At 46.2% G+C, this 24,342-nt stretch carries 25 protein-coding genes and 1 other annotated feature; of the genes, 21 read left to right on the forward strand and 4 right to left on the reverse strand.

The annotated features are described in order from the left end of the window. From ruvX to BV910_RS05340, 11 genes are all read left to right on the forward strand, one after another. The gene (gene ruvX, locus BV910_RS05290) at positions 1 to 423 is read left to right on the forward strand and encodes a Holliday junction resolvase RuvX (protein ID WP_078146593.1); all 423 of its coding nucleotides are present in this window, start codon (positions 1 to 3) and stop codon (positions 421 to 423) included. Positions 424 to 436: 13 nt separating this feature from the next. Next, complete coding sequence (locus BV910_RS05295) at positions 437 to 733, forward strand: DUF1292 domain-containing protein (protein WP_078146594.1); 297 nt, start codon at positions 437 to 439, stop codon at positions 731 to 733. 68 nt (positions 734 to 801) lie between these two features. Beyond that, a complete protein-coding gene (mltG, locus tag BV910_RS05300) occupies positions 802 to 1,944 on the forward strand; it encodes an endolytic transglycosylase MltG (RefSeq protein WP_078146595.1) in 1,143 nt (380 codons plus the stop codon). Between the two features lie 62 nt (positions 1,945 to 2,006). After that, entirely contained in the window at positions 2,007 to 2,648 is a 642-nt protein-coding gene (locus BV910_RS05305) for an O-methyltransferase (RefSeq protein ID WP_015881200.1), read from the forward strand. A gap of 16 nt (positions 2,649 to 2,664) precedes the next feature. Then, positions 2,665 to 3,300: a uridine kinase gene (gene udk, locus BV910_RS05310; RefSeq protein ID WP_031421468.1), complete on the forward strand. Its 636-nt coding sequence runs from the start codon at positions 2,665 to 2,667 to the stop codon at positions 3,298 to 3,300. Positions 3,301 to 3,367: 67 nt separating this feature from the next. Further along, the gene (gene greA / locus BV910_RS05315; protein WP_015881202.1) at positions 3,368 to 3,841 is read left to right on the forward strand and encodes a transcription elongation factor GreA; all 474 of its coding nucleotides are present in this window, start codon (positions 3,368 to 3,370) and stop codon (positions 3,839 to 3,841) included. Positions 3,842 to 3,895: 54 nt separating this feature from the next. Next, positions 3,896 to 4,597, forward strand: a complete 702-nt coding sequence (gene mtnN / locus BV910_RS05320; protein WP_015881203.1) for a 5'-methylthioadenosine/S-adenosylhomocysteine nucleosidase — start codon at positions 3,896 to 3,898, stop codon at positions 4,595 to 4,597. Positions 4,598 to 4,682: 85 nt separating this feature from the next. Then, complete coding sequence (locus BV910_RS05325) at positions 4,683 to 5,642, forward strand: beta-ketoacyl-ACP synthase III (protein WP_078146596.1); 960 nt, start codon at positions 4,683 to 4,685, stop codon at positions 5,640 to 5,642. Beyond that, entirely contained in the window at positions 5,639 to 6,871 is a 1,233-nt protein-coding gene (gene fabF / locus BV910_RS05330; RefSeq protein ID WP_015881205.1) for a beta-ketoacyl-ACP synthase II, read from the forward strand. Before BV910_RS05325 ends, fabF begins: the two co-directional genes overlap by 4 nt. A 66-nt stretch (positions 6,872 to 6,937) precedes the next feature. Further along, positions 6,938 to 8,470, forward strand: a complete 1,533-nt coding sequence (locus BV910_RS05335; protein WP_078146597.1) for a peptide ABC transporter substrate-binding protein — start codon at positions 6,938 to 6,940, stop codon at positions 8,468 to 8,470. A gap of 202 nt (positions 8,471 to 8,672) precedes the next feature. Beyond that, a complete protein-coding gene (locus tag BV910_RS05340) occupies positions 8,673 to 10,331 on the forward strand; it encodes a peptide ABC transporter substrate-binding protein (RefSeq protein WP_078146598.1) in 1,659 nt (552 codons plus the stop codon). Between the two features lie 103 nt (positions 10,332 to 10,434). Here BV910_RS05340 and trpS read toward each other — a convergent pair whose 3' ends face one another. Together trpS and BV910_RS05350 are read right to left on the reverse strand one after the other, a co-directional pair. Further along, positions 10,435 to 11,436 carry a tryptophan--tRNA ligase gene (trpS, locus tag BV910_RS05345; protein ID WP_078146599.1) on the reverse strand — a complete coding sequence of 334 codons (1,002 nt, stop codon included), beginning with the start codon at positions 11,434 to 11,436 and terminating at the stop codon, positions 10,435 to 10,437. Positions 11,437 to 11,486: 50 nt separating this feature from the next. Beyond that, positions 11,487 to 11,695: a binding site (T-box leader), on the reverse strand. Positions 11,696 to 11,737: 42 nt separating this feature from the next. Next, positions 11,738 to 12,106, reverse strand: coding sequence for a DUF3899 domain-containing protein (locus BV910_RS05350; protein ID WP_078146600.1), 369 nt, complete (start codon positions 12,104 to 12,106; stop codon positions 11,738 to 11,740). Positions 12,107 to 12,375: 269 nt separating this feature from the next. Between BV910_RS05350 and BV910_RS05355 the strand changes: the two genes are divergently transcribed. From BV910_RS05355 to BV910_RS05375, 5 genes are all read left to right on the forward strand, one after another. Further along, a complete protein-coding gene (locus BV910_RS05355) occupies positions 12,376 to 13,995 on the forward strand; it encodes a peptide ABC transporter substrate-binding protein (RefSeq protein WP_078146601.1) in 1,620 nt (539 codons plus the stop codon). Positions 13,996 to 14,301: 306 nt separating this feature from the next. Next, positions 14,302 to 15,228, forward strand: coding sequence for an oligopeptide ABC transporter permease (gene opp3b, locus BV910_RS05360; RefSeq protein ID WP_078146602.1), 927 nt, complete (start codon positions 14,302 to 14,304; stop codon positions 15,226 to 15,228). After that, on the forward strand, positions 15,228 to 16,253 hold the full coding sequence (gene opp3C, locus BV910_RS05365) for an oligopeptide ABC transporter permease (protein WP_078146603.1): 1,026 nt from the start codon (positions 15,228 to 15,230) through the stop codon (positions 16,251 to 16,253). The genes opp3b and opp3C overlap by 1 nt, the downstream gene beginning before the upstream one ends. A gap of 23 nt (positions 16,254 to 16,276) precedes the next feature. Then, positions 16,277 to 17,350, forward strand: coding sequence for an ABC transporter ATP-binding protein (locus tag BV910_RS05370; RefSeq protein ID WP_015881213.1), 1,074 nt, complete (start codon positions 16,277 to 16,279; stop codon positions 17,348 to 17,350). Then, positions 17,350 to 18,300, forward strand: coding sequence for an ABC transporter ATP-binding protein (locus BV910_RS05375; RefSeq protein WP_015881214.1), 951 nt, complete (start codon positions 17,350 to 17,352; stop codon positions 18,298 to 18,300). Before BV910_RS05370 ends, BV910_RS05375 begins: the two co-directional genes overlap by 1 nt. Before the next feature lie 77 nt (positions 18,301 to 18,377). Here BV910_RS05375 and BV910_RS05380 read toward each other — a convergent pair whose 3' ends face one another. Beyond that, positions 18,378 to 18,908 carry an HD domain-containing protein gene (locus tag BV910_RS05380; protein WP_078146604.1) on the reverse strand — a complete coding sequence of 177 codons (531 nt, stop codon included), beginning with the start codon at positions 18,906 to 18,908 and terminating at the stop codon, positions 18,378 to 18,380. Positions 18,909 to 19,133: 225 nt separating this feature from the next. Here BV910_RS05380 and BV910_RS14785 point away from each other — a divergent pair, with 225 nt between their 5' ends. The 4 genes from BV910_RS14785 (at position 19,134) to BV910_RS05395 (ending at position 21,971) form a co-directional block, all read left to right on the forward strand. Beyond that, complete coding sequence (locus tag BV910_RS14785) at positions 19,134 to 19,271, forward strand: hypothetical protein (RefSeq protein ID WP_015881216.1); 138 nt, start codon at positions 19,134 to 19,136, stop codon at positions 19,269 to 19,271. 177 nt (positions 19,272 to 19,448) lie between these two features. After that, the gene (gene spxA / locus BV910_RS05385; RefSeq protein WP_015881217.1) at positions 19,449 to 19,847 is read left to right on the forward strand and encodes a transcriptional regulator SpxA; all 399 of its coding nucleotides are present in this window, start codon (positions 19,449 to 19,451) and stop codon (positions 19,845 to 19,847) included. A 171-nt stretch (positions 19,848 to 20,018) separates the two neighbouring features. Beyond that, positions 20,019 to 20,675: an adaptor protein MecA gene (gene mecA, locus BV910_RS05390; protein WP_015881218.1), complete on the forward strand. Its 657-nt coding sequence runs from the start codon at positions 20,019 to 20,021 to the stop codon at positions 20,673 to 20,675. Between the two features lie 63 nt (positions 20,676 to 20,738). Further along, a complete protein-coding gene (locus BV910_RS05395) occupies positions 20,739 to 21,971 on the forward strand; it encodes a DUF2254 domain-containing protein (protein WP_078146605.1) in 1,233 nt (410 codons plus the stop codon). Positions 21,972 to 22,009: 38 nt separating this feature from the next. Here the strand turns inward: BV910_RS05395 and BV910_RS05400 are convergent, their stop codons facing one another. Then, positions 22,010 to 22,735 (reverse strand): SDR family NAD(P)-dependent oxidoreductase, encoded by a 726-nt coding sequence (locus tag BV910_RS05400; protein ID WP_078146606.1) that lies wholly within the window; start codon positions 22,733 to 22,735, stop codon positions 22,010 to 22,012. A gap of 83 nt (positions 22,736 to 22,818) precedes the next feature. Between BV910_RS05400 and cls the strand changes: the two genes are divergently transcribed. Further along, on the forward strand, positions 22,819 to 24,330 hold the full coding sequence (gene cls, locus BV910_RS05405) for a cardiolipin synthase (protein ID WP_015881221.1): 1,512 nt from the start codon (positions 22,819 to 22,821) through the stop codon (positions 24,328 to 24,330). Positions 24,331 to 24,342 lie beyond the last annotated feature (12 nt).

Consider the following 24,342-nt stretch of genomic DNA (forward strand, 5'->3'; position numbering starts at 1 on the left):
ATGAAGCGAGTCATGGGACTCGATGTCGGATCGAAGACGATTGGTGTCGCGGTGAGTGACCTGATGGGATGGACGGCGCAAGGTGTGGAGACGGTCTACTGGACCGAACCTGACTTTGACGAAGCCGTCCGTCTCCTTCGTCCGTTCATCGAGCAGTACGATGTGAAAGAAGTCGTCGTCGGTCACCCGAAAAACATGAATGGGACAGTCGGCCCGCGCGGTGAGTCGTCCGAGGCATTTGCCGAGGCGTTCACAGAACAGACGGGTTTACCTTGCGTGTTGGTGGATGAACGATTAACGACGATGCAAGCGGAACGGATGCTCATTTCAGCAGATGTCAGCCGCAAAAAGAGAAAAGCGGTCATCGACAAAATGGCGGCCGTGATGATTTTACAAAACTACCTGGATCGTTCCGGGAAATAAGGAGGAATCTCTCATGGCAGAAATCCGTCGTGAAGAAGAAATGTACCGTATTCCAGATGAAAATGGAGACGAACATTTATTTGCAGAAATTTTCCGTATGACGAGCGACCGTTCGAAAAAGACATTTGTCGTACTTGAACCGGTAGGCGCACCAGAGACAGAAGACGAAGATACGATTGAAGTATACGCATTTGAAATTGAAGAACTTGAAGATGGCGAATTCATCTTGAAGCTCGTCGAAGACGATGAAGACTTCGAAGAGGTCATGGAAGCATTCGACATCGTCAATGACGAAGTCGGTCTAGACTAAATAGAGGACGGGCGGCTAGGGAATGTCCCTCGTCGCCTCTCTTTATAAAAAGAACAGGGGAGAAATGCATGAATCATCCATCTATGTCAGATGAGAAACGTGCCCGCAACCGGATCGTCCGTCGTATCACGGTTGTCATCCTGGCCATCTTCCTTCTCGTCATTGCCACAGGGTCGGCGCTCGCATATGTCTTTGTGAAGCGTTCCATCGAACCGATTGACCCAACTTCGACTGAAACGGTCGAGATTGAAGTCCCGCTCGGTGCCGGTTCGGGATACATTGGTGAATTACTAGAAGAGAATGGGCTTGTAAGGAGTAGCACGATTTTCCGTTTCTATACACGCTTTAAGAACGAATCGTCGTTCCAGGCGGGGACGTATACGTTATCTCCGTCACAATCAATCGATGAATTGATTGAAACGTTGCAAACAGGTAAAGTCATTGTGGTCCCTGATATTAAGCTCGTCATTCCAGAAGGATTCACGATTGACCAGGTGATTGCGCGACTTGCGAAAGTGGCCGAAATCCCGAAAGAAGAGATTTCTGAGCAGTTGAGCGACCGTGAATACATTCAATCTCTCGTAAACGAGCATGAAATGTTGACGGAGGAAGTCTTGCAGGAAGGCATCTATCATCCGCTTGAAGGATACCTGTTCCCAGCCACATATGAATTCAATAAAGGCGTAACGCTCAATGAAATCATCGATGAGATGTTACTGCCAACCGAAAGTATGTATCAAGAATACAAAGATCGTTTAGCCGATTCAGGACGTACGTTCCATGAGACGCTCGCGCTCGCATCCGTTGTCGAGAAAGAGGCGGTGTCAACGGAAGACCGCAAAGAGATTGCCGGTGTGTTTGAGAATCGCTTAAATGACGGAATGAAGTTACAATCTGACCCGACCGTCTGGTACGGAACGGGGGAAACATCGATTTTCACTTCATTCGCGGACTTAGAGAACGACTCTCTATATAACACGTATCGTTATGAAGGCATTCCGATCGGACCGATTGCGGCCGTGAGCCGTGACGCATTTGAGGCGGTGCTCAACCCGAACGATACGGAGAACATTTACTTCTACGCGCGCCCTCCACGTGAAGGGTTCCCGAACGGGGAAGTCTTGTTCGAGGTCGACTATGAGGATCACCAACAAAACGTCAATAAGTACCGTTCCGAATGGGAAGCGTTTGAAGAAGCAAACAGTAATTGATGGGACGACCGGAAGCGGATGCTTCCGGTCGTTTGAATGAAGAGAGTTAAGAGGTGGAACGAGTGGACCATGCATCCTATGAGGGATATGTAGAAAAACTGATCAATGACCGCTCCCCGCTATTGACGGAGATGGAGGCGTTCGCGCGTGTCCATCACGTCCCAATCATGGATTTGACGGGTTCGGAAGTATTGCTCTCCTTATTGGCGATGCAACGGCCGACCCGAATTCTCGAAGTGGGGACGGCCATCGGCTATAGTGCCATTCGCATGGCGGAGTTGTTACCCGATGCAGAAATCGTCACAATCGAGCGAAATGCTCGTCGTTTTGAAGAAGCGACGGGATTCATCAATCGATCGGACGTGCGCGATCGGATTACGCTCATTCACGGTGATGCCGTCGAATTGATTGGATCGATTGAAGGTGAATTCGATGCCGTGTTTATTGATGCGGCAAAAGGACAATATCAAAAATTTTTTGATGGGTATGGCGCTTTAGTACCAATTGGTGGTACGATTTACAGCGATAATTTGTTTTTACGAGGGGACGTCTTGCTAGAGGACGTGTCGGTTTTAGACCGACGCCGACGTCGGCTTGTTCGTCTCGTGAAGCAGTTTACTGAGCAATTGATGGCACGGACCGATTATCATACTGCAATTTTGCCCCTTGGTGATGGCCTAGCAATCAGTCGTAAATTACGATGAGGAGGACTTAACTTTGATGCAACATAAACCCGTCATTATTGGCGTGGCCGGGGGTACCGGATCAGGAAAAACGACCGTGGCCCGCGCGCTCGTCGATGCGTTTCAAGGTCAATCGGTCGTCATGATCGAGCAAGACGCGTACTATAAGGATCAATCAGAGATGACCATGGAGGAGCGGTACAAGACGAACTACGACCACCCCTTCGCCTTTGATAACGATTTGTTGATTGAACATATCCAACAGTTACAACAACATCAGGCGATTGAGAAGCCGGTCTATGACTATGCGGCTCACACGCGTTCAAGTGAAACCATCTTGATCGAGCCCGTCGATGTCGTCATCGTCGAAGGAATCTTGGCACTCGAGGATGCACGTTTGCGTGAATTGATGGATATTAAAGTGTTCGTGGATACAGATGCGGACGTTCGAATCTTGCGTCGCATGCAGCGTGATATCAATGAACGTGGACGTTCAATCGACTCGGTCGTGGCGCAGTACACGAATGTCGTCCGCCCGATGCATTTGCAGTTCTGTGAACCGACGAAGCGTTATGCAGACATCATCGTTCCTGAAGGCGGAGAAAACTTTGTTGCAATCGATTTACTCGTGACAAAAATCCGTTGGGTGCTCACTGAGCGCAATCGCGCTTGAGGAAATAAATCGTTTTCAATTCAACCCTAGCTGTAATATACTAGGAGACAATGAAGGAGTGACAGAAATGGCTGAAAAACAACACTATATGACGTTAGACGGAAAAGCGAAAATCGAACATGAATTAAACGAACTGAAGACGGTCCGCCGTAAAGAAGTCGTTGAAAATATTAAGATTGCTCGTGACTTCGGTGACTTGTCAGAGAACGCGGAATATGACGCGGCGAAAGAAGAACAAGCGATGGTCGAAGGACGCATCGCACAATTAGAAGAGATGCTCCGTAACGCGGTCATCATTCAAGATGATGCAGGCGATAACTCGGTTGTCTCAATCGGGAAGACGGTAACGTTCTTCATACAAGAAGATAATGAAGACGAGACGTATACAATCGTTGGTGGAGCTGAGGCAGACCCGTTCACAGGGAAAATCTCGAACGAATCACCGATCGCCAAGGCACTTCTTGGTCGTACGATTGGTGATGTGGTCACGGTGCAAACACCAGGTGGCGACATGGTCGTCGAAATTAAAGAAATCAAATAAATTGTTGAGCGATTTCCTATTTGGAAGTCGCTCTCTTTCTGAGGAGGAAACGGAATGAAAGTAGGCATCATCGGCGCGATGGAAGAAGAAGTGAATTTACTTCGGAACGAGTTGACAGAACGAGTAGACACTGAAATCGCGAACTATCATTTTTATGAGGGCTATCTTGGAAACATGCAAGTTGTCATCTTGAAGTCAGGCATCGGGAAGGTCAATGCAGCCATCGGCACGACACTTTTGATTGATAAGTTCAAACCGGACGTCGTCATCAATACGGGTTCTGCCGGCGGTTTTAAAAAGGGAATGAAAGTCGGAGACGTCGTCGTCTCGACGGAAGTTCGTCATCACGATGTCGACGTGACGGCATTCGGATATGAATATGGACAAGTACCAGGCATGCCGCCGGCGTATGAGGCGGATGCCAAGCTCGTCAGCGTCTGTAAAGATGTCATTGAAAACTTGCCGGACGTGAACGTGCACCAGGGATTGATCGTGACAGGAGATTCGTTCATCAACGATTCGAAACGCGTGGCGGACATCCTCGGTCATTTCGATGGCGTCGCAGCCGTCGAAATGGAGGCTGCTCCGATCGCCCAAACGTGCTATCAGTTTGGTGTCCCGTTCGTCGTCACACGCTCGATTTCAGACAGTGCGGACGAAGAAGCGAATCTGTCGTTTGATGAGTTCTTGGAGACAGCATCGATCAATTCTGCGAAGATGGTCATGGCTGTCACGAAGCGTTTAGAACAAGCTTAATCCAGTCTACACGAGGAGGATGCATTGACATCCTCTTTTTATTCCCTTATATTAGTACCAGATACTAAGAATAGGGGTCGACGATATGAATATTGGAATCATCGGCATCGGGTCGTTCTTACCGGACAATCGGGTGACAAATATCGATTTAGAAAAACGAATGGATACGAGCGATGAGTGGATTCGTACACGTACAGGCATCGAGGCACGTCATTTGGCTGAGGGTGATGTGACGGTCGCGGATATGGCGACACGTGCCGCTGAACGGGCGTTACAGAGCGCGGGCGTCGCAATCGATGAGATTGAAGCGATCGTCTGTGCGACGGCTACAGCACCAGCCTTCCCGGCAACCGCATGTGTGGTGCAGGCGAATCTCGGAGCGAAAGCCGCCGTGGCGTTCGACGTGAGCGCGGCATGTAGCGGCTTCATCTTCGCGATGGACACGGCGAAGAGTCTCATGGATTCGAAAGGATTTAAAAAGACGCTCGTCATTGGCGCAGAGAAGATGGGAAGTCTAATTGATTGGGATGACCGATCGACGGCTGTCCTCTTCGGGGACGGAGCAGGGGCTGTCGTGCTCGGGGAAGACGAGATCGCTTCAATTGACTCACTTGTGCTCGGAAGTGACGGGACAGGTGGAAAACATCTGTATGAGAATGAAGAAGGTAAAATCGTCATGAACGGTCGCGAAGTCTTCAAGTTTGCCGTTCGGAAGATGCCCGAAATCGTGCTTGAAGCGCTAGACAAAGCAGACAAGACGTTGGAAGATCTTGACGTCCTCGTTCCACACCAGGCGAACCGTCGAATCATCGACGCTGCGATGGAACGGTTACACTTAGAAGAAGAGAAAGTGGTCATGACCATTCAAGACCATGCGAATACATCAGCAGCTTCCATTCCACTCGCATTGGCCGAGGCGGTCAAGTCTGGCAAAATCCAAGATGGACAAACGGTCGTCATCGCAGGATTTGGTGCTGGGCTCACGTGGGGGGCTAGCTGCCTGACATGGAATCACGCAACCATTACGGAGGGGAATCATTTATGAAACGAGTAGTAGTGACAGGATTAGGAGTCGTATCACCATTAGGAAACGATGTCTCAACAATGTGGGATCGCCTGTTAAAAGGGGATAACGCGATTGATACGTTGACGAAGATCGACATCAGTCAATACCCGGCCAAGGTCGGGGCGGAAGTGAAGGAATGGAACATCGATCATTTAGTCGAACCGAAGGAAGCGCGTAAGATGGATTCCTTCATCCAATATTCTTTACTTGCGGCAGACGCTGCCCATAAAGACAGCGGACTCGATGTGAAAGCGATCGCGGACGATGTCGGGATTTGGATCGGGAGCGGAATTGGTGGCGTCGAGACGATTGACAAACAGTCTGCCATCTTGCATGACCGTGGACCACGTCGCGTCAGCCCGTTCTTCATTCCGATGATGATTCCGAACATGGCGAGCGGACAAGTATCCATCTATCTTGGAGCAAAAGGACCGAGCAACTGTTCCGTGACGGCTTGTGCGTCAGGGACGAACTCCATTGGGGAAGCGTTCCGTGTCATTCAACGTGGAGATGCGATCGCCATGTTCGCAGGTGGAGCGGAAGCGCCAATCACACCACTCTCGTTCGCAGGTTTTTGTTCAAACAAAGCCCTTTCAACGAATCCAGACCCGAACACGGCGTGCCGTCCGTTCGATGAAAACCGTGACGGATTCGTCATGGGTGAAGGAGCCGGGGTGCTCGTCTTAGAGGAGTATGAACATGCAAAAGCACGTGGTGCGAAAATGTACGCTGAAGTTGTTGGATATGGGATGAGTTCGGATGCTTACCATATCACAGCACCATCCCCTGAAGCTGAGGGCGGATCAAAAGCGATGAGTGAGGCGATTCGAGACGCTGGAATCACGCCAGAAGATGTTCAATATATTAACGCGCACGGAACGAGTACACCACTCAACGATATGCTCGAGACGAAAGCGATTCGTCGTGTGTTCGGGGAACACGCTGATAAGCTCGCCGTCAACTCGTCAAAATCGATGATTGGTCACCTTCTTGGTGGTGCAGGTGGCGTCGAGGCCGTCATCACAGCATTATCGATTCACGAAGGCAAGATTCATCCAACGATTAACTGCGAATCACCAGCAGCAGACTGTGATTTGGATTATGTACGTGAAGGAAATCGGGAACTTGACATTCGTTATGCGCTCAGTAACTCACTCGGCTTCGGGGGCCACAATGCGACACTCGCATTTGCAAAAGTGACGAACTGACGGTAGAAAAATCATTCAAAAAAGGTTAGGGTATAAGGGTTGGTCTAACAGAAAGGAGTGCAACGAATGAAAAAGAAATCATTCATCGTGGCCGCCTTGTTAGGTTCAGTCCTTATTCTTTTTTTATTTGTTTGGAATGAACAACGAGAGCAGTCACGCGAACTAGTGCCAGTCGAAGAACAACAATTGACGATTTACGGAGAGTCGCTTCCGACTCAGCCGGATGTCATGCTAGCAATTGATCCATCATCTCAAACGATCCTATCCCATCTATATGAAGGACTGTATCGATTCGGAGCAGACGGGTCCATCGAACCGGCGCTCGTCGAGAAGTTAGAGCGATCCGAAGATGGGACGGTCTATACATTCACATTAAAAGAGAGTGTGACGACAGAGGGGAATGCGATTGACGCGCAAACATTCGTCGACCACTTCCAAAAACTCGTTGACGTTGATACGAATTCACCGTTCAGCTTCTTACTAGCAGATGTTCAATCCGCAAAAGAAATCGGACTAGGTCAACAAGAACCAGATAAGCTAGGGGTCAAGGCAATCGATGACCGGACGCTCGAGTTGACTCTTGTCCGTCCGATGGAAGGGTTCGAACAGATTTTGGCGATGCCCGCATTTTTACCTCAACCAAAGGTGAAAGCATGGGAAGAGCTAGAGACGAACGGTCCATTTAAAATCAAGGAAATCGAAGATACGACCATCTCGTTACATAAAAATGAAACGTACCGAGAAGCTGAACAGGTCACGCTTGAAACGATTACCATTAATAGTGTAGCGAACTTGACGGAAGCGACAGGGATGCAACCCGTCCCATACGATTTTGACGTTTCCACGATTGATAAGGAAATTTTGAACGTACAGGACGTTCCACGAAGTGGAGTCTTTTATTTAAAGCCGAATGTTAAAAAAGCCCCGTTTAATGATGTAGCGTTCCGACAAGCCATCGCATTGACGCTTGAGCGGTCGGAAATCGAGGATTCACTCGCGCGAGCGGAACAGACGACAGAACGATTACTCGTCATCGACCAAGAGGATGCGATCGCACAATTGGAAGGAAACGCCGACCAATTGTTTGACACCGTGAAGAAACGGCTGAAGAAAGATGAACTCGAAATCGAGCTGCTCAGCTTTGTCGATGACGAAGCGCGTCAAATCTCCGCACAATTAAAGAAGAATTTGGAACAGTTGGATGGTTTGACCGTTAACGTCATCGAGCTCCCCTTAGGAGAAAAAGTTAGGAAAGAAGTCTCAGGGGATTATGCGTTTTCTCTATCAGGCTGGCAACCGGACGATCCGATGTTATCCGCCTATTTGACTCAATTTGAAACAAACGACGTGTTGAATTCAAGTCGATATGCCAGCGAACCATATGATCAATTAATGGATCAGGCTCGCGCGACGGACCGATTGGAAGAGCGAAATGAGATTTTCCGAGAAGCGGAGGCACAGCTGTTAGAAGAGGCTGTTGTTATGCCAATCTATCAAGCTGGACGTTCTTATGTGATCGAGAAAGGTTATGACCATATCGGTTTTCCGGTCATCGGTCCTTCATATGTCCTAACCTTTGCGAAAAAATACGAAAATTGAGCTAAAAGCCCGCCACTGTAGGCGGGCTTTTTGACTATAGATAAAATTTTTTAGAAAAATCAAAATAAACACTTTGCAAAATTATCAGAATATTGTATTATTGCATCAACGGGATTTTGGTAACAAATACTGTCAGAAGAAATGTCTGAATTTTCTACCATCATTCACTTCGTTAAAACGAAAAAATCAGGGGGTCATCGCAATGAATAAGAAAAAAGGTTTTGCTTTAGCATCATCGGTTACACTTCTATCTAGTGCATTCCTAGCTGCATGTTCGACAGGGGAAGAAGAAACAGGGTCTTCAAATGGATCAGGTTCGGAAGGTTCTGCAGACGAAGCGCAAGTCCTCAACTTGCTCGACAGTTCAGATATTCCTTCACTTAACCCGACACTCGCAACAGATGCTGTATCGTTCAACGTCTTAAACAACGTTAACGAAGGTCTCTACCGTATGGACAAAGAAGACAACCCGACTCCGGGTATGGCTGAAGACCACAAAGTTTCAGAGGACGGGAAAACGTACACGTTCAAAATCCGTGAAGGCGCGACTTGGTCAAACGGGGAGCCTGTCACAGCGAACGACTTCGAATACGCTTGGAAAGAAGTACTCAACCCAGATAACGCATCACAATATGCATACGTTATGTCAATCATCGAAGGCGCAGAAGCGTACAACACAGGTGAAGGCGAGCGCGATGCTGTAGGCGTTAAAGCAATCGACGATCAAACACTTGAAGTTAAATTGACAGCACCAGCTGACTACTTCCTCGGATTGACTAGCTTCGGCGTATTCATGCCAAAACTCGAGTCATTCGATAAAGAGCAAGGCGAGAACTTCGGTACGTCTGCAGAGACGACTCTCTACAACGGACCGTTCAAACTCGACAGCTGGGAGCGCGAGCAAGGCTGGAAGATGGTCAAGAACGAAGACTATTGGGATGCTGACACAGTTAAACTTGAAGAAATCAACGTCAAAGTCGTTAAAGAAGTATCAACAGGTGTTAACTTGTATGAAAACGGTGACGTGGACCGTACAGGCTTGACTTCTGAACTCGTTGCTCAATACCAAGACAACGAAGACTTCTCAACTGTCGTTGAACCAACAATCTTCTACCTCCAGTTCAACACGAAAGTGAAAGAACTCGACAACCAAAAAATCCGTAACGCGATTGACCGCGCTTATGACAAAACAGCGATTTCAGAAACACTTCTTGCGAACGGTTCAATCCCTGCAAACTTCTTCGTACCAAAAGACTTCGTAACAGGTCCAGACGGAAAAGACTTCCGTGAAGGCAATGGCGACATCGGTGGCTACAACGTAGAAGAAGCACAAAAACTTTGGGAAGAAGGGCTCAAAGAGCTCGGAACAGACAAAGTTGAACTTGAACTTCTCAACTACGACTCAGAGTCTGCGAAGCAAATCGGTGAGTTCATCAAAGGTGAACTTGAGAAGAACCTTCCAGGTATGAGCGTTTCAATCAAGCAACAACCATTCAACAACAAACTTGACCTTGAAAACAAAGGGGACTTCGAGTTTACGTTCGCTGGTTGGGGCCCTGACTATCAAGATCCAATGACATTCGTTGATCTCTTCGTCACAGACGGACCATACAACCGTGGTAAATGGTCGAACGAAGAGTTCGATAAACTCATTGCTGATGCGAAAGCAAGCACAGACCCAGCTGAGCGTTGGAAGCAATTGCAAGATGCAGAGAAGATCGTTCTTGATGAGAACGCAATCTCACCAGTTTACCAACGTGGTTCAGCTCGCCTCACGAAGCCTTATGTTAAAGGAATCGTTGAGCACGCATTCGGTGCGGACTACTCTTACAAGTGGGCTTCAATCGAAGGCAAAGAATAATCAAATCATCTTACGAAGAGAGACAGGGACGCCTGTCTCTCTTTTTTATGTAGATATTTGATGTTAAAAAGAACGCTCAGCTGAGCGTTCTTTTTAACATCATTTATTTTTTCACTTTGGCACGCTTGCGACTGAGACCCATCGCTTTCTCGATTTTTGCGAGATTCTTGTTCGCGACGGCTTCAGCTTTCGCACGACCGGCATCAAGAATTTCATCAAGTTCTGATGAATCAATCAACTCGTGATAACGCGTTTGAATTGGTTCAAGTAGAGCAACAACCGCTTCCGCCACATCTTGTTTGAACGTCCCATAGTTCGAGTTCTCATATTGTTTGACGAGATCATCGATTGGGGTCCCTGTCGAAAGCGAGTAAATTTCTAACAAGTTCGAAATCCCCGGTTTATTCTCCCGATCAAATGAGATGACACCACTCGAATCTGTGACGGCACTCTTGATTTTCTTGCGGATGACATTCGGCTCGTCGAGCATCGAGATATATCCTTTGGCATTCGAATCCGATTTCGACATCTTCTTCACGGGATTCGTGAGAGACATGATCCGTGCGCCTTCTTTTTGAATGAGTGGTTCCGGCATCGTGAATGTCTCGTAATAACGTTTGTTAAAGCGTTCCGCCAAATCACGCGTCAACTCGATGTGTTGCTTTTGATCGTCTCCGACTGGAACGAGTTCCGTATTGTATAACAAGATGTCAGATGCCATGAGCGTCGGGTAAACGAACAGCCCTGCGCCTACATTCTCGCTGCCTTGCGACTTGTCTTTATACTGCGTCATACGACCGAGCTCGCCCATGCCGGCGATACAAGTTAACATCCAACCGAGCTGAGCGTGTGCTTTCACTTCAGACTGAACAAAAATCGTCGCTTTTTCTGGGTCGAGACCAGAAGCCAAGTAGAGTGCCGCTAACTTTCGAGTGTTGTTCATGAGCTCGACACGGTCGAGTTGAACAGTAATTGAATGTAAATCGACGATACAATAATAGGCATTGTTGTCGTCTTGTAGGTCGACGAATTGTTTCATCGCGCCAAGGTAGTTCCCGAGCGTCACGACGCCGGTCGGTTTGATTCCTGAAAAAATCGTTGCCATGTGAATACACCTCCGAAAAATATAAAAAACCGCAGTCGTCCTCCCGAATAAATCGGGACGAATAACCGCGGTGCCACCCAAATTTGCATATACTATGCCACTTGAACGCGTTAACGGGCGTGAACCGTCTCGCCATACTTTTTGTTCAGGCGAGCCACTCCGAAGTCCATTCATTCAATAACTTTTCATCTACTCACAGCACCGTAGACTCTCTGAGGAAAAGGGGAATTGAATTACTTGTCTTCATCCAAGTGTTCTTATTCTGCATTTAGTTTAGCACAGGATTCAAGTGACGAAAAGATTAAATCAAAGCGACGAGAAATGAGAGAGCGATACTTCCAACTCCGACATACACCCAGTTCCAAGCCGATTGTTTACGGAGTTGTCGATCTTCCGGATCTTCTTCCTCATCCTCTTCGTAATCGGCATCAATTTCCTTCAACCTTGCGCGTCGATTGCGTTTAAATCCGTACATGATTCCGTCAAATAGACCGGATGCACTCATATGGGAGAACATCCCGATGGCAAAGATGAGTATACCTGATACAAATAAGCCACCACTTAAGTGAAACGTGAAAGATTCACTTAGGAAATAGGAAAAAATCGACCAAACGGTATAGAGAAGTGTGACAATTCCCCAAACAAAAAATATACTTCGAAACTTTTTCAACGATGTAATCTCCTTTCAATCGATAAAAGAAATGTGTCAACATTCCGTGTTTCTTCTATGATACTAGGAACGTAGGGCATAAAGCGAGTAAGAAAATGATGTCGAATGATAGCGGTTCATTCAATAGTTGACAGTTTCATTAAAAATTTCTTACAATAGCCCTAACGTTCTTTCGTCGAATACTTTATGAAATATTCAGAAAATTAAAGAAAAAGTAAGATGTTTATTCGACGATCGGCTAGCTTTTCAAAATGAAAGGGGAAATCGCAATGAAGAAAAAATCGATTTTGCTCATGATGACGATCATCTTGGCACTCGGTTCAGTTCTCGCGGCTTGTTCGACAGGCGGAGACTCTGATGGCGGCAGTTCTTCTTCAAACGGAGAAAAAGTTCTTCGTTTGACGGATACGTCAGATATCACAACAGCCGATCCGGCTCTTGCTACAGACGCGGTCGCATTCAACTTGATCGCCAACACAATGGAAGGTCTTTACCGTCTTGATAAAGATGGAAATGCCGTCCCGGCACTTGCTGAAGGCGAACCAGAAGTAAACGAAGACGAAACGGTTTACACGTTCAAACTTCGTGATGCTGAATGGTCAAACGGGGAACCGGTCACAGCAAACGACTTTGTTTACGCTTGGCAACGAGCTGTTGATCCTGCAACAGGCTCACAGTACGCTTACATCATGAACACAGTTAAAAACGCTGAAGCAATCAACACTGGTGACACACCAAAAGAAGAGCTTGGCGTAAAAGCAATCGATGAGAAGACACTCGAAGTTACACTCGAGCGTCCAGACCCATCATTCCTTTCACTTACTTCGTTCGGTACATTCACTCCGATCAACGAAGCATTCGCTACAGAAAAAGGTGAAGACTTCACGACTGGTCCTGAAAACCTTCTTTATAACGGACCGTTCACATGGACTAAATGGGATCGTGAACAAGGCTATGTCTTAACGAAAAACGAATCATATTGGGATGCAGAAAATGTTGCTCTCGACTCAGTTGATGTGAAAGTTGTTAAAGAAACATCTACAGTCGTGAACTTGTATGAAGCGGGCGATGTCGACTATGCTGGTCTCGCATCAGAACAAGTCGCAGCATTCCAAGAGGATGAAGATTACAACACAGGTCTTCGTTCTGCAGTTGGTTACTTCAAGTTTAACCATGAAGATGAACTTTTCTCTGATGTAAATGCACGTAAAGCAATCGCACGTGCAGTCGACCCATCAGGAATTATCGATCAGCTCTTGAACAACGGTTCAGTAGCAACGACGTCATTCATCCCGAAAGACTTCATCAAGTATGAAGACGGAACGGATTATACAGAAGGCGTGGAATACTTCAAAACAAACACTGAAGAAGCTGCTTCACTTTGGGAAGAAGTAACCGGTGGAGAAGCAACAACAATCGAACTCCTCTCGTTCGACAGTGAAGTATCGAAACAAATCTCTGAGTACATGAAAGGTCAAATCGAGTCGAACTTGCCGAACGTAACGGTTGAGATCGCTCAACAACCTTTCAACAACAAACTTGAGCGTGAAGCAAAAGGGGACTACCAAATGTCATTCGCACTTTGGGGACCTGACTACCAAGATCCGCTTACGAACCTTGGTATCTTCACTTCAGACAATGGACAAAACGACATCAACTACTCGTCATCTGAGTATGACAAGTTGATTGATGAAGCATCTGCTGAAACAAGCATCGATGCACGTTACGACTTGTTCAAAGAAGCTGAAGCTCTCTTGATTGAACAAGATCAAGCAATCATGCCTATCTACCAAGCTGGTGTGGCATACTTGATCCGTCCAAACGTCGAGAACTTCAACCGTCAATTATTTGGTGCTGATTACCAGTACAAATACGTTGATATTAAGTAATGGAAGGAGGGGGCATGCTAACCGCATGTCCCCAATTTTCTAAAAAATTCTAGCGAAGTATGAGAAAATACTGTTCAAATGTTTTGTTGGTAAAGTATAATGTAGTAACAGTGAAAATTCAGAATAATCTCTGAAAAGAATTTTCTTTATTTTCAGTCGCTGTACTAAGAGCCTTGAGATGACGTATAAGCTATTCTTTCAGAAAATTCCTTTCATTTTGTGAATTTGAAAAATAGGTCATATGTCATAGTGATGCTGTTGGTGCAAGTAGTAGAAAGAATTAGACAAAACAGGGGGTTTTTATTCATGGGACGTTATATCCTACAACGGCTGACTTACGGCCTCATCACGTTCTTCTTGATTGCCACGTTCACGTTCTTCCTGATGGACCTGCTCCCAGGTTCGCCTTATCAGAACCAGGAAAAACTGACAGAATCACAAATTCAATTGTTGAATGACCGCTACGGACTCAATGATCCGCTTCCGGTCCGCTATGCGACGTACATTGGAAACATGCTACAAGGTGACCTTGGCGTATCGTTCCGTACGGCTAACCGTCCAGTAACTGAGTTGATTATGGAACGTATCGGTCCATCGGCACAATTAGGGGTTCAGGCATTAGTACTTGGAACTCTATTAGGTGTATTGTTGGGTGTTGTTGCGGCGATTCGTCACAATACGGCAATTGACTATGGTGCAATGTTCGTATCGGTAATCGGGATTTCCGTCCCATCGTTCGTCTTTGCAGCCCTCCTTCAGTACTATGTTGGAGTTAAATTACAGTTGCTCCCGGTAGCATTCTGGGAATCACCAGCTCATACGATTTTACCAACCATCTCGTTATCGCTCGGGGTTACGGCATCAATTGCCCGTTTCGTCCGAACCGAGATGTTAGAAGTAACCGGACAAGACTATGTCACGCTCGCGAAAGCGAAAGGGTTGACGGGTAACGCCATCGTATGGAAACACATGGTACGCAACGCGATGATCCCAGCGATCACGATTCTTGGACCGATGACAGCTGGACTTTTAACGGGTACATTCGTTATCGAGAAAATTTTCGCAGTACCTGGTCTTGGAGAATTGTTCGTTACGTCAATCACGTTGAATGATTACTCTGTCATCATGGGCACGACACTCTTCTTCTCGGCCCTCTTCATTATTATCATTTTACTTGTCGACTTGCTCTATGGGGTTGTGGACCCACGTATTCGTCTTGGGGGGAATAACTGATGATTGAAAACAAAAAGAATTACGAACAGTTCGACCAAGACATGTTCACACCAGTTGAAATGAATGAACAGCTTGGTGAGCGGATTGCCGGAAAAAGTTTGAACTTTTGGCAAGATGCATGGATGCGCCTAAAGAAAAACAAGGCGGCTATCATCTCGCTCTCGATTATTTTAATTCTCGTCGCACTCGCTTTGTTTGGACCGATGCTCTCAAGCCGAGATGCATACGAACAGAACATCTCGCAAGCAAAACTACCGCCTAAAGTCACTGGACTTGAATGGGCTGGATTTGATGGGTTGGCAACACTTGGAGGTCGTGAAATCGACTTCTACGAACAGAAGAATGTAGAAGAAAACTTCTGGTTTGGTACCGATTATCTCGGTCGTGATCTTTGGTCGCGGATTTGGGAAGGGACACGAATCTCCCTCTTCATCGGTTTAGTCGCAGCCATCATCGATACAATCATTGGAGTCGCGTACGGTGGTATTTCAGCTTACTTCGGTGGACGTACGGATAACATCATGCAACGTATTGTTGAAATCTTGACAGGTGTACCTAACTTGATTTTGATCATCTTGTTCATCTTGATCTTTGACCCAGGTGTCTTCACCATCATCCTTGCCATGGCCATCACCGGTTGGATTGGGATGAGTCGACTCGTTCGAGGGCAGATTCTTAAACTCAAAAACCAAGAGTTCGTCTTGGCAGCTCGTACACTCGGTGCTTCAAGTGGACGCTTGATTTTCAAACATTTAATTCCGAACACATTGGGTGCTATTATCATCACACTCATGTTCACGATTCCATCTGCTATTTTCTTCGAGGCATTCCTCAGCTTTATCGGAATCGGGCTTCAACCACCACAGGCATCACTTGGTACGTTGATCAACGATGGATACAAAGAACTACGGACATTCCCGTTCCTTCTTATTATCCCGTCTGTCATCATCGTCTTGCTTATGGTCAGCTTCAACTTGCTTGCTGACGGTTTGCGTGATGCGTTCGATCCGAAAATGCGTAAATAAAAAAGAAAGAGGGGGACTCGTGCATGGAAACGATTTTATCAGTCCGAGACTTAGAGGTCTCGTTCCACACATATGCAGGAACAGTTCAGGCTGTTCGTGGTGTTTCGTTTGATTTGAAAAAAGGCGAGACGCTCGCCATCGTAGGAGAATCGGGTTCAGGTAAATCCGTTACTTCTAAGGCAATTATGCGTCTCATTCCGAACCCTCCAGGTGAAATCACGAACGGAGAAATCATGTTCGAAGGAAAAGACTTGGCGAAACTTTCGGAAAAAGAAATGCTTAAAATTCGTGGTCGCGACATCGCAATGATTTTCCAAGACCCGATGACATCGCTCAACCCGACGATGACGATTTACAAGCAAATCGCAGAAGGGTTGAAACAGCACCAAGGGTTAACGGGTGAGGATGCGAAGAAACGTACGCTCGAACTGTTGACACTTGTAGGGATTCCAAACCCTGAAGCACGCTTGAAACAGTATCCACACCAACTTTCTGGTGGGATGCGCCAACGGATCGTTATTGCGATCGCACTCGCTTGTAACCCAAAAGTGTTGATTGCCGATGAACCGACAACAGCACTCGACGTAACGATTCAAGCGCAGATTCTTGAACTGTTAAAAGACATTCAGCAAAAGACTGGCACAGCGATTATCTTCATCACGCACGACCTTGGCGTTGTTGCGAACATGGCTGACCGTGTTGCTGTTATGTATGCGGGACGTCTCGTTGAAAAAGGAACGGTTGATGAAATTTTCTACGAACCACGTCACCCATACACATGGGGGCTTCTCGGTTCGATGCCGCGTCCGACGGATGACCGCAATGAAGCGTTACCGGCAATCCCGGGTACGCCTCCGAACTTGCTCGATCCTCCAAAAGGGGATGCGTTCGCACCGCGTAATCCATACGCGATGAAGATTGATTTTGAGAAAGAGCCACCGATGTTCCAAGTAAGTGATACACACTTTGCTTCAAGTTGGTTGTTACACCCACAAGCACCAGCGGTTAATCCGCCACGTGCGATTCGTGAACTCGCTCTCAAATATCGTCCAGACAGTGCGTTCGCAAAATCGTTTACGAAAGGTGGTGCTGAATAATGGAACGCGAGAAATTACTCGAGGTAAAAAACCTGAAGCAGCACTTTAAAATTGGTCGTGGCCGTGTTGTCAAAGCGGTCGACGGGATCTCATTCGATATTTACAAAGGTGAAGTGCTTGGGCTCGTAGGTGAGTCTGGTTGTGGGAAGTCAACGACAGGACGTACGATTATCGGTCTCTACGACGCGACGGATGGTGATGTCGTGTTCAAAGGCGAAAACGTCCACGATAAAAAATCGAAGGCAGACAAGTTGAAATTCAACCGTGCGATGCAGATGATTTTCCAAGATCCATACGCCTCGCTCAATCCGCGTATGACGGTCGCTGATATCATCGCAGAAGGAATCGATATTCATGGTCTTGCGAAAACGAAAGAAGACCGCATGAATCGCGTATATGACCTTCTTGAAACAGTTGGTTTGACAAAAGAGCACGCAAGCCGTTATCCACATGAATTCTCAGGTGGTCAGCGTCAGCGTATCGGGATTGCCCGTGCTCTTGCGGTTGAACCGGACTTCATCATCGCCGATGAGCCGATCTCAGCACTTGACGTTTCAATTCAAGCGCAGGTCGTCAACTTGATGAAAGAATTGCAACGCGATCGCGATTTGACGTATTTGTTCATCGCCCACGACTTGTCGATGGTTAAATACATCTCTGACCGTATCGGTGTTATGTATCAAGGTCACCTCGTAGAGCTTGCGACAGCAGATCGCCTTTACGAGAACCCAATTCATGCATACACGAAATCGCTCCTTTCAGCGATTCCGCTTCCGGACCCGGAGCATGAACGTACACGTAAGCGGATCGTATACGAGTCAACATCAAAAGGTCCAGTCGGACGTTCAGATGAAGATTCAAGTATCCCGCCACTTCGCGAAGTTGAGCCGGGGCACTATGTCTCGCTCACAGACGAAGAGTACGAAGCGTATAAAGCGCAACTCGTATAACGAAATCAATCCTGACTCATTTATTGAGTCAGGATTTTTTTTGCACAAAAAAATCACCTATTAAAGTAGGTGACTGATTATCCGTTCGAGATGCGTGGTAAATTAGAAAGACGTTCCACGATGGCGTCGATTTGACGGACGCGAGCTAACGCATCTTCAATTTCCATTGTCTCGTAATGATGAAGACCGCCTGGCTGCTCCACATACGTGTCCGCGTCATGGACGAGCTGTTGAAGTGGAGTTCGTTGAATACGACTCGGTGGTAGGTAGGAATCCGTGTGCAAGAGAATCATGACAGAAATCTCTTTTGCTCGGGCTGGATCTTCCCCTAAACGAATCAATAATTTGTGGGCGCGTTCGGCCCCCTTGATCGCATGGATATCGTTCTGACGATACAAATCATAATTCCATTTACCTTCTGTATACCATTCATAGTGTCCGATATCATGAAGAAGCGCAGCTTTCGTCGCCAAATCTGTATCAAGACCACGTTTCGTTGCCATTTCGAGAGCGCGTTCACAGACGTCGACCGCATGTTTTAAGCCAGATCGAGTTAAATATTTTTGGGTAACCGGATGTTTCATAATCGTTTCTAAAGGGATTCTCATAATCGCTCTCCTCCTTAAAAATAAAAAGGTTATTTCTATAAACTATACAGGTTTCTTCAAGTCATTGCAAACGATATCCGTTTAAATTTGAGATGAATGTATAAGAATGATTCACATTTCACAAACGAGTGTGCTATAATTTAAATGTAGATATAGTGCAACTTCAAGATTTTCAGAATCGGTAATGCTCGGTTGGTTCCTTACGCTGTATGGGGGTGAGAGGCCATGAAAGAACGTGACAAAGTTCTGCGAGAGAAAAAGAGACTTTTGAAAGAAGTATTGAAGAAAAAGTTGAAAGACTTACAAGTCAAGCCAGGGAAAGAGACGGTGTCTCAACCGGTTTCTCGAATCCCTGCGTCTTAAGTTAGGTCGTTCAAGGTCGCATTCAACGAATGCGCCCTCTTTTCATATCTGATTGATAAAGAATATCATTGAAGTTTTGATAAATAAGAATTACTATAATTAAGTGGATGCGAATTTGGGTATACAAATAGAGTCACTTAAAAAGATGGACGCATACTCGATCAGGGAGGAAGAAAAATGGTCACACTTTATACGTCTCCAAGCTGTACATCTTGCCGAAAGGCACGGGCTTGGCTCGAAGAACATGATATCCCGTTTACAGAACGAAACATATTTTCAGAACCGCTCTCATTGAATGAGATTAAACAAATTTTACGTATGACAGAAGACGGGACGGATGAAATCATTTCGACTCGCTCGAAAGTCTTTTCTAAAATCGATGTGTCTGTTGATGCGTTATCTCTTCAACAGCTTTACGATTTGATTCAAGAATATCCAGGTCTTTTACGTCGTCCGATTCTGATTGATGAGAAACGTTTACAGGTCGGATATAACGAAGATGAGATTCGTCGATTCTTGCCACGTAAAGTTCGGACGTTCCAATTACAGGAAGCCCAGCGACTTGTGAATGAATGAGAGCATACTGTTTAAGCAGTGTGCTTTTTATTATCGATTATTTCCTATAAAATAAAGTTATAACCCTTCATCTAGATTGAACGATGTTAAAAAGGGTACAAAGATAACAAGACAATTTCCCCTCTCCTCCTTATGTGAATTGGGAGTGAGGTGAGAAGGGAGTGGACAATCGTGAAAATTGAGCGCATCAATGATAATACCGTCAAATTTTTCATCACATACGTGGATATCGAAAAACGTGGTTTTGCTCGTGATGAAATTTGGTACAACCGAGAACGTGGCGAGCAGCTGTTCTGGCAAATGATGGACGAGGCTCACGAACGTGAAGACATCTCGTTTGATGGTCCACTATGGATTCAAGTACAAGCTTTTGAAAAAGGTCTAGAAGTGACTGTGACAATCGCGAAAAATGTAATGGACACGGAAGACGATTCTGAACTCGGTTCGCTTCTTCGATCAGCAATCGATGAGGCACGGGATCAACAATCGGTACTCGACCAATTGAGTGAGTTGGATGAACTTGAAGCCGAGGCAGATGCTTGGGCGCCACTCGCGATGGAAACAAATGATTTCGAGGCAATCATTTCGCTGAGTAAACGTACAGGAGACATGTTCAGCGATCTTGATTTGAAACTATACCATTATCAAGACCGTTACTACTTGTGGATTGATTTCCCGGATGAAATGGAACCGGAAGACGAAGAGAATGCACTCAGTCTTTTAGCAGAATATTTAACATTCAGCACACAGACGCAACCGATGCTTGAAGAGTATGGAAAACTCATTCTCGATGGCGACGTCTTTGCGAAAGTGCGTCACTATTTCTAATGACACATCGCCTGTTCAGTTGGACAGGCGATTTTTTCAAATCGACGGTAAAGAGGTGTTGGTATGGTGAGACGAATTCGATTACTACTTGATGACAGTGCATGGTTTGTCCCATTTTTATACGGAACGGGTGGCATCGTATTAACGGCATTAACCCAAGTGTTTGGGGATTTCTTTCGTGATTTATTACCAGGCTTTATTTATTTAGACCTGGACTCAGCGGCGTCTGTGTTGTCTTCGACATTTACGAGCCTGATGACGATGATGACGTTCAGTTTTTCCACGATTCTGGTCGTATTGACAACGTATTCCTCTCAGTTCTCTCCCCGGACAATCAATAACTTTTTGACGAACACGTCGGCCAAGCATACGCTCGGTCTTTTCATCATGACGACGGTTTATGGAATTTCGAACCTATTCCTCGTCCGTACGGCAGATGAAGGCGTCGTGTTGTCGTCCGGGATCAGTGTGCTCTTAGTTATTGGTTCGATTTGGGCATTCGTCAAGTTCATCCAGACGATCAGTGTTTCGATTCAGGCGGAACGTCTATTATCCGCGTTACATAAAGAAGCGCTCTCCGTCATCAGCGAGCAAAAAGATGCGATTGAGTCGGATGAGGTTCATCTCGTCTTGCCTCGATCTGTCCATTCATTGGAAGGTCAAGCGGTACGAGCTCCGCAAACGGGGTACATCCGATTGTTTTTAAGAGAGAAACAAGGAGATCATGAAACGGACTTTGAGTCCGTCGTAGCCGTCGGGGATTTCGTTGCCAAAGGTGATTTACTCGGGTTTTGGAAAGGCGAGGACGCACCGGATATCGAGTTATTTGAGATTGGGGAAGTGCGTTCTTCGATGCAAGACCCGTCATTTGCGATTGAAAAATTGAGTGAGATTGCGCTAAGAGGAATCTCTCCAGGAATCAATGATCCGAACACCGCAATTCATGCGATTCATTACATCGGGGATATTTTAAGAGAACTTTGTGAATTACCAGATGGTGATTTTTTGTATTCGAACGGGAAGTCTGACTGGCATGTGAAACGAAAAACGCTTGAGACGATTCTATTTGAATCGCTATCGCCGATGCAGACTTATGCGAGCCGAGATATCTTTGTGATGGGGTCCGTGTTCGAGGCGATTCGAATGGCGCGCCTCCAAGCACATGAAACACTCGATTCGACATTTGAGGACATGATTCAATATTTTGCAGATGTGATTGATTGGGATCGTCTTCATGCGAAAGAACAGAACTATTTGCGCAATAAAATGAATCGGGCTAAAAAGATGACGACATGAGTAGAGACCACCTGTTCTAAAGAAGAGGTGGTCTCTGTTCAAGACAATGTATATCCGCCATCGACTGTGATGGCTTGGCCGTTAATGTAAGTTGAAGCATCAGTCAATAAAAATTCTACGACCGGCGCCACTTCCTCAGGATGTGCGGCATGTCCCCGGAAATGGTGGGTCATCGCCTCTTTGAACTTTGCTTCACCCCCATATAGCTTGTGACTGAGCGGTGTGTCAATCGGTCCAAAACAAACGGCATTGAATCTTACTTTTCCTTTCATTCGGTGTGCGAACGTTTTAGTTAAGGCTATTACGGCCGCCTTTGAAGCGGCATAGTGCGCGAGCATCGGTGGAAACTTGACGTGCCCAACGATGGCAGCATTGTTGACGACACTCGCTCCTTGGTCAAATAGGGGAATGGCACGTTGTGTGACGGTGTTCAGCGCATACAAGTTGACATCGAATACCTCGTTATACGACTCATGTGTCAAACGTTCAGGTGTGCCCGGTCTACCAAAAGTAGCAGCGTTATTGAATAATCCGTTCAAGGTCACACCTTGTTCTTTCAATTGAGAGAAAAGATGGTCGATGTCCTCTATCGAAGCAAGGTCACATCGAATGAATGTGGCTTGTTCATTTGAATCAGACTCGAGAGTGGCGCCTCTTGTTTCATCCCGACCGATCCCGATGACTCGGTGCCCCTTAGCAGTCAACTGTAAAGCGACGGCGCGACCAATCCCGCTTGTCGCACCTGTGATCAGAAAAGTCCCCATAATTCATTCGCTCCCCTCAAAAAGATGACGTTACGATGTATAATTAATGATAATACATGACAGAAACGAGGTCAGCTTATAATATGTTGCGACGCATACAAGTACTCTTTTCCCTCATTTTGCTCGCAGGACTCATTGCGATATTATCGTATTACTGGAGCTCACAAGTAATTGGATTGTTCTCGATTCTCGTCTTTTTGACAACGTTCAGCATATTGCTCGTCATCTTACTTGAAAATCGAAATCCACAACGTACGCTCATTTGGGCAATTGTCATGATTGGTTTTCCGGTCATCGGATTATTCGCATACTTTGTATTCGGTCAGAACTATCGCCGTAAACGTATGTTTAAAGAAAAAGCGATGCTTGATGAAGAGACGTACTTGGCCTATCGTCAGAAAGCGATGACGTTGTCGCCGTCCCTCATGTTCGCCCACGACGATTACGAGAAGCTGATGCATTTGACTTCTTCGTTGAACCAGTTACCGGTCTCATCGAATACGTATACGCAAATCTTGACGAACGGCCGTGAAAAATTTTCGAAGTTATTGCCGGCTCTGAAAGGAGCGTCCCGACACATCCATCTAGAGTATTATATTTTCCGGGAAGATCGCATTTCTCGGGAAATACAGCGGATCTTGATCGAAAAAGCGAAGGCGGGGGTCGAAGTCCGATTTTTGTATGATGCCGTCGGGTCCATTCATACGAGCGGCACGTTCTTTGAAGAGATGAAGCAAGCCGGTGTCCAAGTCCAGGCGTTCTTTCCAGTTGTATTGCCACTCGTTTCAAGTAAGACGAACTATCGAAACCACCGAAAAATCGTGGTCATCGATGGTACGGAGGCATTCACAGGTGGCTTGAATGTAGGGGATGAGTACTTGGGTGAGCACTCTAAGTTCGGGTTTTGGCGCGACACCCATCTGTATGTCAGAGGAGAAGGGGTATCTGAACTACAATTGATTTTCTTGCAAGATTGGTATTACATGACTGGGGAACGCCTGTTCACACCGTTCTATCTAGAGCCGCTTGAAACGGTAAGAAGTGCGAGCGGAGGGGTTCAAATCGTTGCGAGTGGACCGGATGAACCGTATGAGACGATGAAGTCCATTTACTTTTCACTCATCAATGCTGCGAAAAAATCTGTCTACATTTCGTCACCTTACTTGATTCCGGATGAGGACATTATGAGTGCCTTAAAGACGGCATCATTATCAGGAATTGATGTCCGCATCGTCTTACCGAGTTATCCCGACCATAAAATCGTGTTCTACGCGAGTCGGTCCTATTACGAAGAACTGTTACTCGCCGGGGTAAAGATCTATCTATATGAGAAGGGATTCATGCATTCGAAAGTCATCGTGGTGGATGATGGATTAGCCACGATTGGGACGGCGAACATGGATTTTCGGAGCTTTCATTTGAACTTCGAGGTCAATGCGCTCCTCTATAACACGAACTCAGTCCATCAACTGAAACAAGACTTATATGATGATTTCGAAGGGTCTCACGAACTCGTATTAGAAGAGTTCGCGAAACGGTCATTCTTTATCAAACTCGTTGAATCATTAGCCAGAATGTTTTCACCATTGCTATGAGGAGGGAGCAAG

Source organism: Exiguobacterium sp. HVEsp1 (genome assembly GCF_002009685.1).
GTDB classification, from domain to species: Bacteria; Bacillota; Bacilli; order Exiguobacteriales; family Exiguobacteriaceae; genus Exiguobacterium; species Exiguobacterium profundum.

Excerpts from the sequence above, each read along its gene's own strand:
- BV910_RS05335 (WP_078146597.1), top strand. The coding sequence starts at position 6,938 with ATGAAAAAGAAATCATTCATCGTGGCCGCCTTGTTAGGTTCAGTCCTT.
- opp3b (WP_078146602.1), top strand. The coding sequence starts at position 14,302 with ATGGGACGTTATATCCTACAACGGCTGACTTACGGCCTCATCACGTTC.
- BV910_RS05380 (WP_078146604.1), bottom strand. The coding sequence starts at position 18,908 with ATGAGAATCCCTTTAGAAACGATTATGAAACATCCGGTTACCCAAAAA.
- fabF (WP_015881205.1), top strand. The coding sequence starts at position 5,639 with ATGAAACGAGTAGTAGTGACAGGATTAGGAGTCGTATCACCATTAGGA.
- cls (WP_015881221.1), top strand. The coding sequence starts at position 22,819 with ATGTTGCGACGCATACAAGTACTCTTTTCCCTCATTTTGCTCGCAGGA.
- mltG (WP_078146595.1), top strand. The coding sequence starts at position 802 with ATGAATCATCCATCTATGTCAGATGAGAAACGTGCCCGCAACCGGATC.
- BV910_RS05400 (WP_078146606.1), bottom strand. The coding sequence starts at position 22,735 with ATGGGGACTTTTCTGATCACAGGTGCGACAAGCGGGATTGGTCGCGCC.
- trpS (WP_078146599.1), bottom strand. The coding sequence starts at position 11,436 with ATGGCAACGATTTTTTCAGGAATCAAACCGACCGGCGTCGTGACGCTC.
- BV910_RS05375 (WP_015881214.1), top strand. The coding sequence starts at position 17,350 with ATGGAACGCGAGAAATTACTCGAGGTAAAAAACCTGAAGCAGCACTTT.
- BV910_RS05370 (WP_015881213.1), top strand. The coding sequence starts at position 16,277 with ATGGAAACGATTTTATCAGTCCGAGACTTAGAGGTCTCGTTCCACACA.
- opp3C (WP_078146603.1), top strand. The coding sequence starts at position 15,228 with ATGATTGAAAACAAAAAGAATTACGAACAGTTCGACCAAGACATGTTC.
- BV910_RS05325 (WP_078146596.1), top strand. The coding sequence starts at position 4,683 with ATGAATATTGGAATCATCGGCATCGGGTCGTTCTTACCGGACAATCGG.
- greA (WP_015881202.1), top strand. The coding sequence starts at position 3,368 with ATGGCTGAAAAACAACACTATATGACGTTAGACGGAAAAGCGAAAATC.
- spxA (WP_015881217.1), top strand. The coding sequence starts at position 19,449 with ATGGTCACACTTTATACGTCTCCAAGCTGTACATCTTGCCGAAAGGCA.
- udk (WP_031421468.1), top strand. The coding sequence starts at position 2,665 with ATGCAACATAAACCCGTCATTATTGGCGTGGCCGGGGGTACCGGATCA.
- BV910_RS14785 (WP_015881216.1), top strand. The coding sequence starts at position 19,134 with ATGAAAGAACGTGACAAAGTTCTGCGAGAGAAAAAGAGACTTTTGAAA.
- BV910_RS05395 (WP_078146605.1), top strand. The coding sequence starts at position 20,739 with ATGGTGAGACGAATTCGATTACTACTTGATGACAGTGCATGGTTTGTC.
- BV910_RS05355 (WP_078146601.1), top strand. The coding sequence starts at position 12,376 with ATGAAGAAAAAATCGATTTTGCTCATGATGACGATCATCTTGGCACTC.
- mtnN (WP_015881203.1), top strand. The coding sequence starts at position 3,896 with ATGAAAGTAGGCATCATCGGCGCGATGGAAGAAGAAGTGAATTTACTT.
- BV910_RS05340 (WP_078146598.1), top strand. The coding sequence starts at position 8,673 with ATGAATAAGAAAAAAGGTTTTGCTTTAGCATCATCGGTTACACTTCTA.
- BV910_RS05295 (WP_078146594.1), top strand. The coding sequence starts at position 437 with ATGGCAGAAATCCGTCGTGAAGAAGAAATGTACCGTATTCCAGATGAA.
- ruvX (WP_078146593.1), top strand. The coding sequence starts at position 1 with ATGAAGCGAGTCATGGGACTCGATGTCGGATCGAAGACGATTGGTGTC.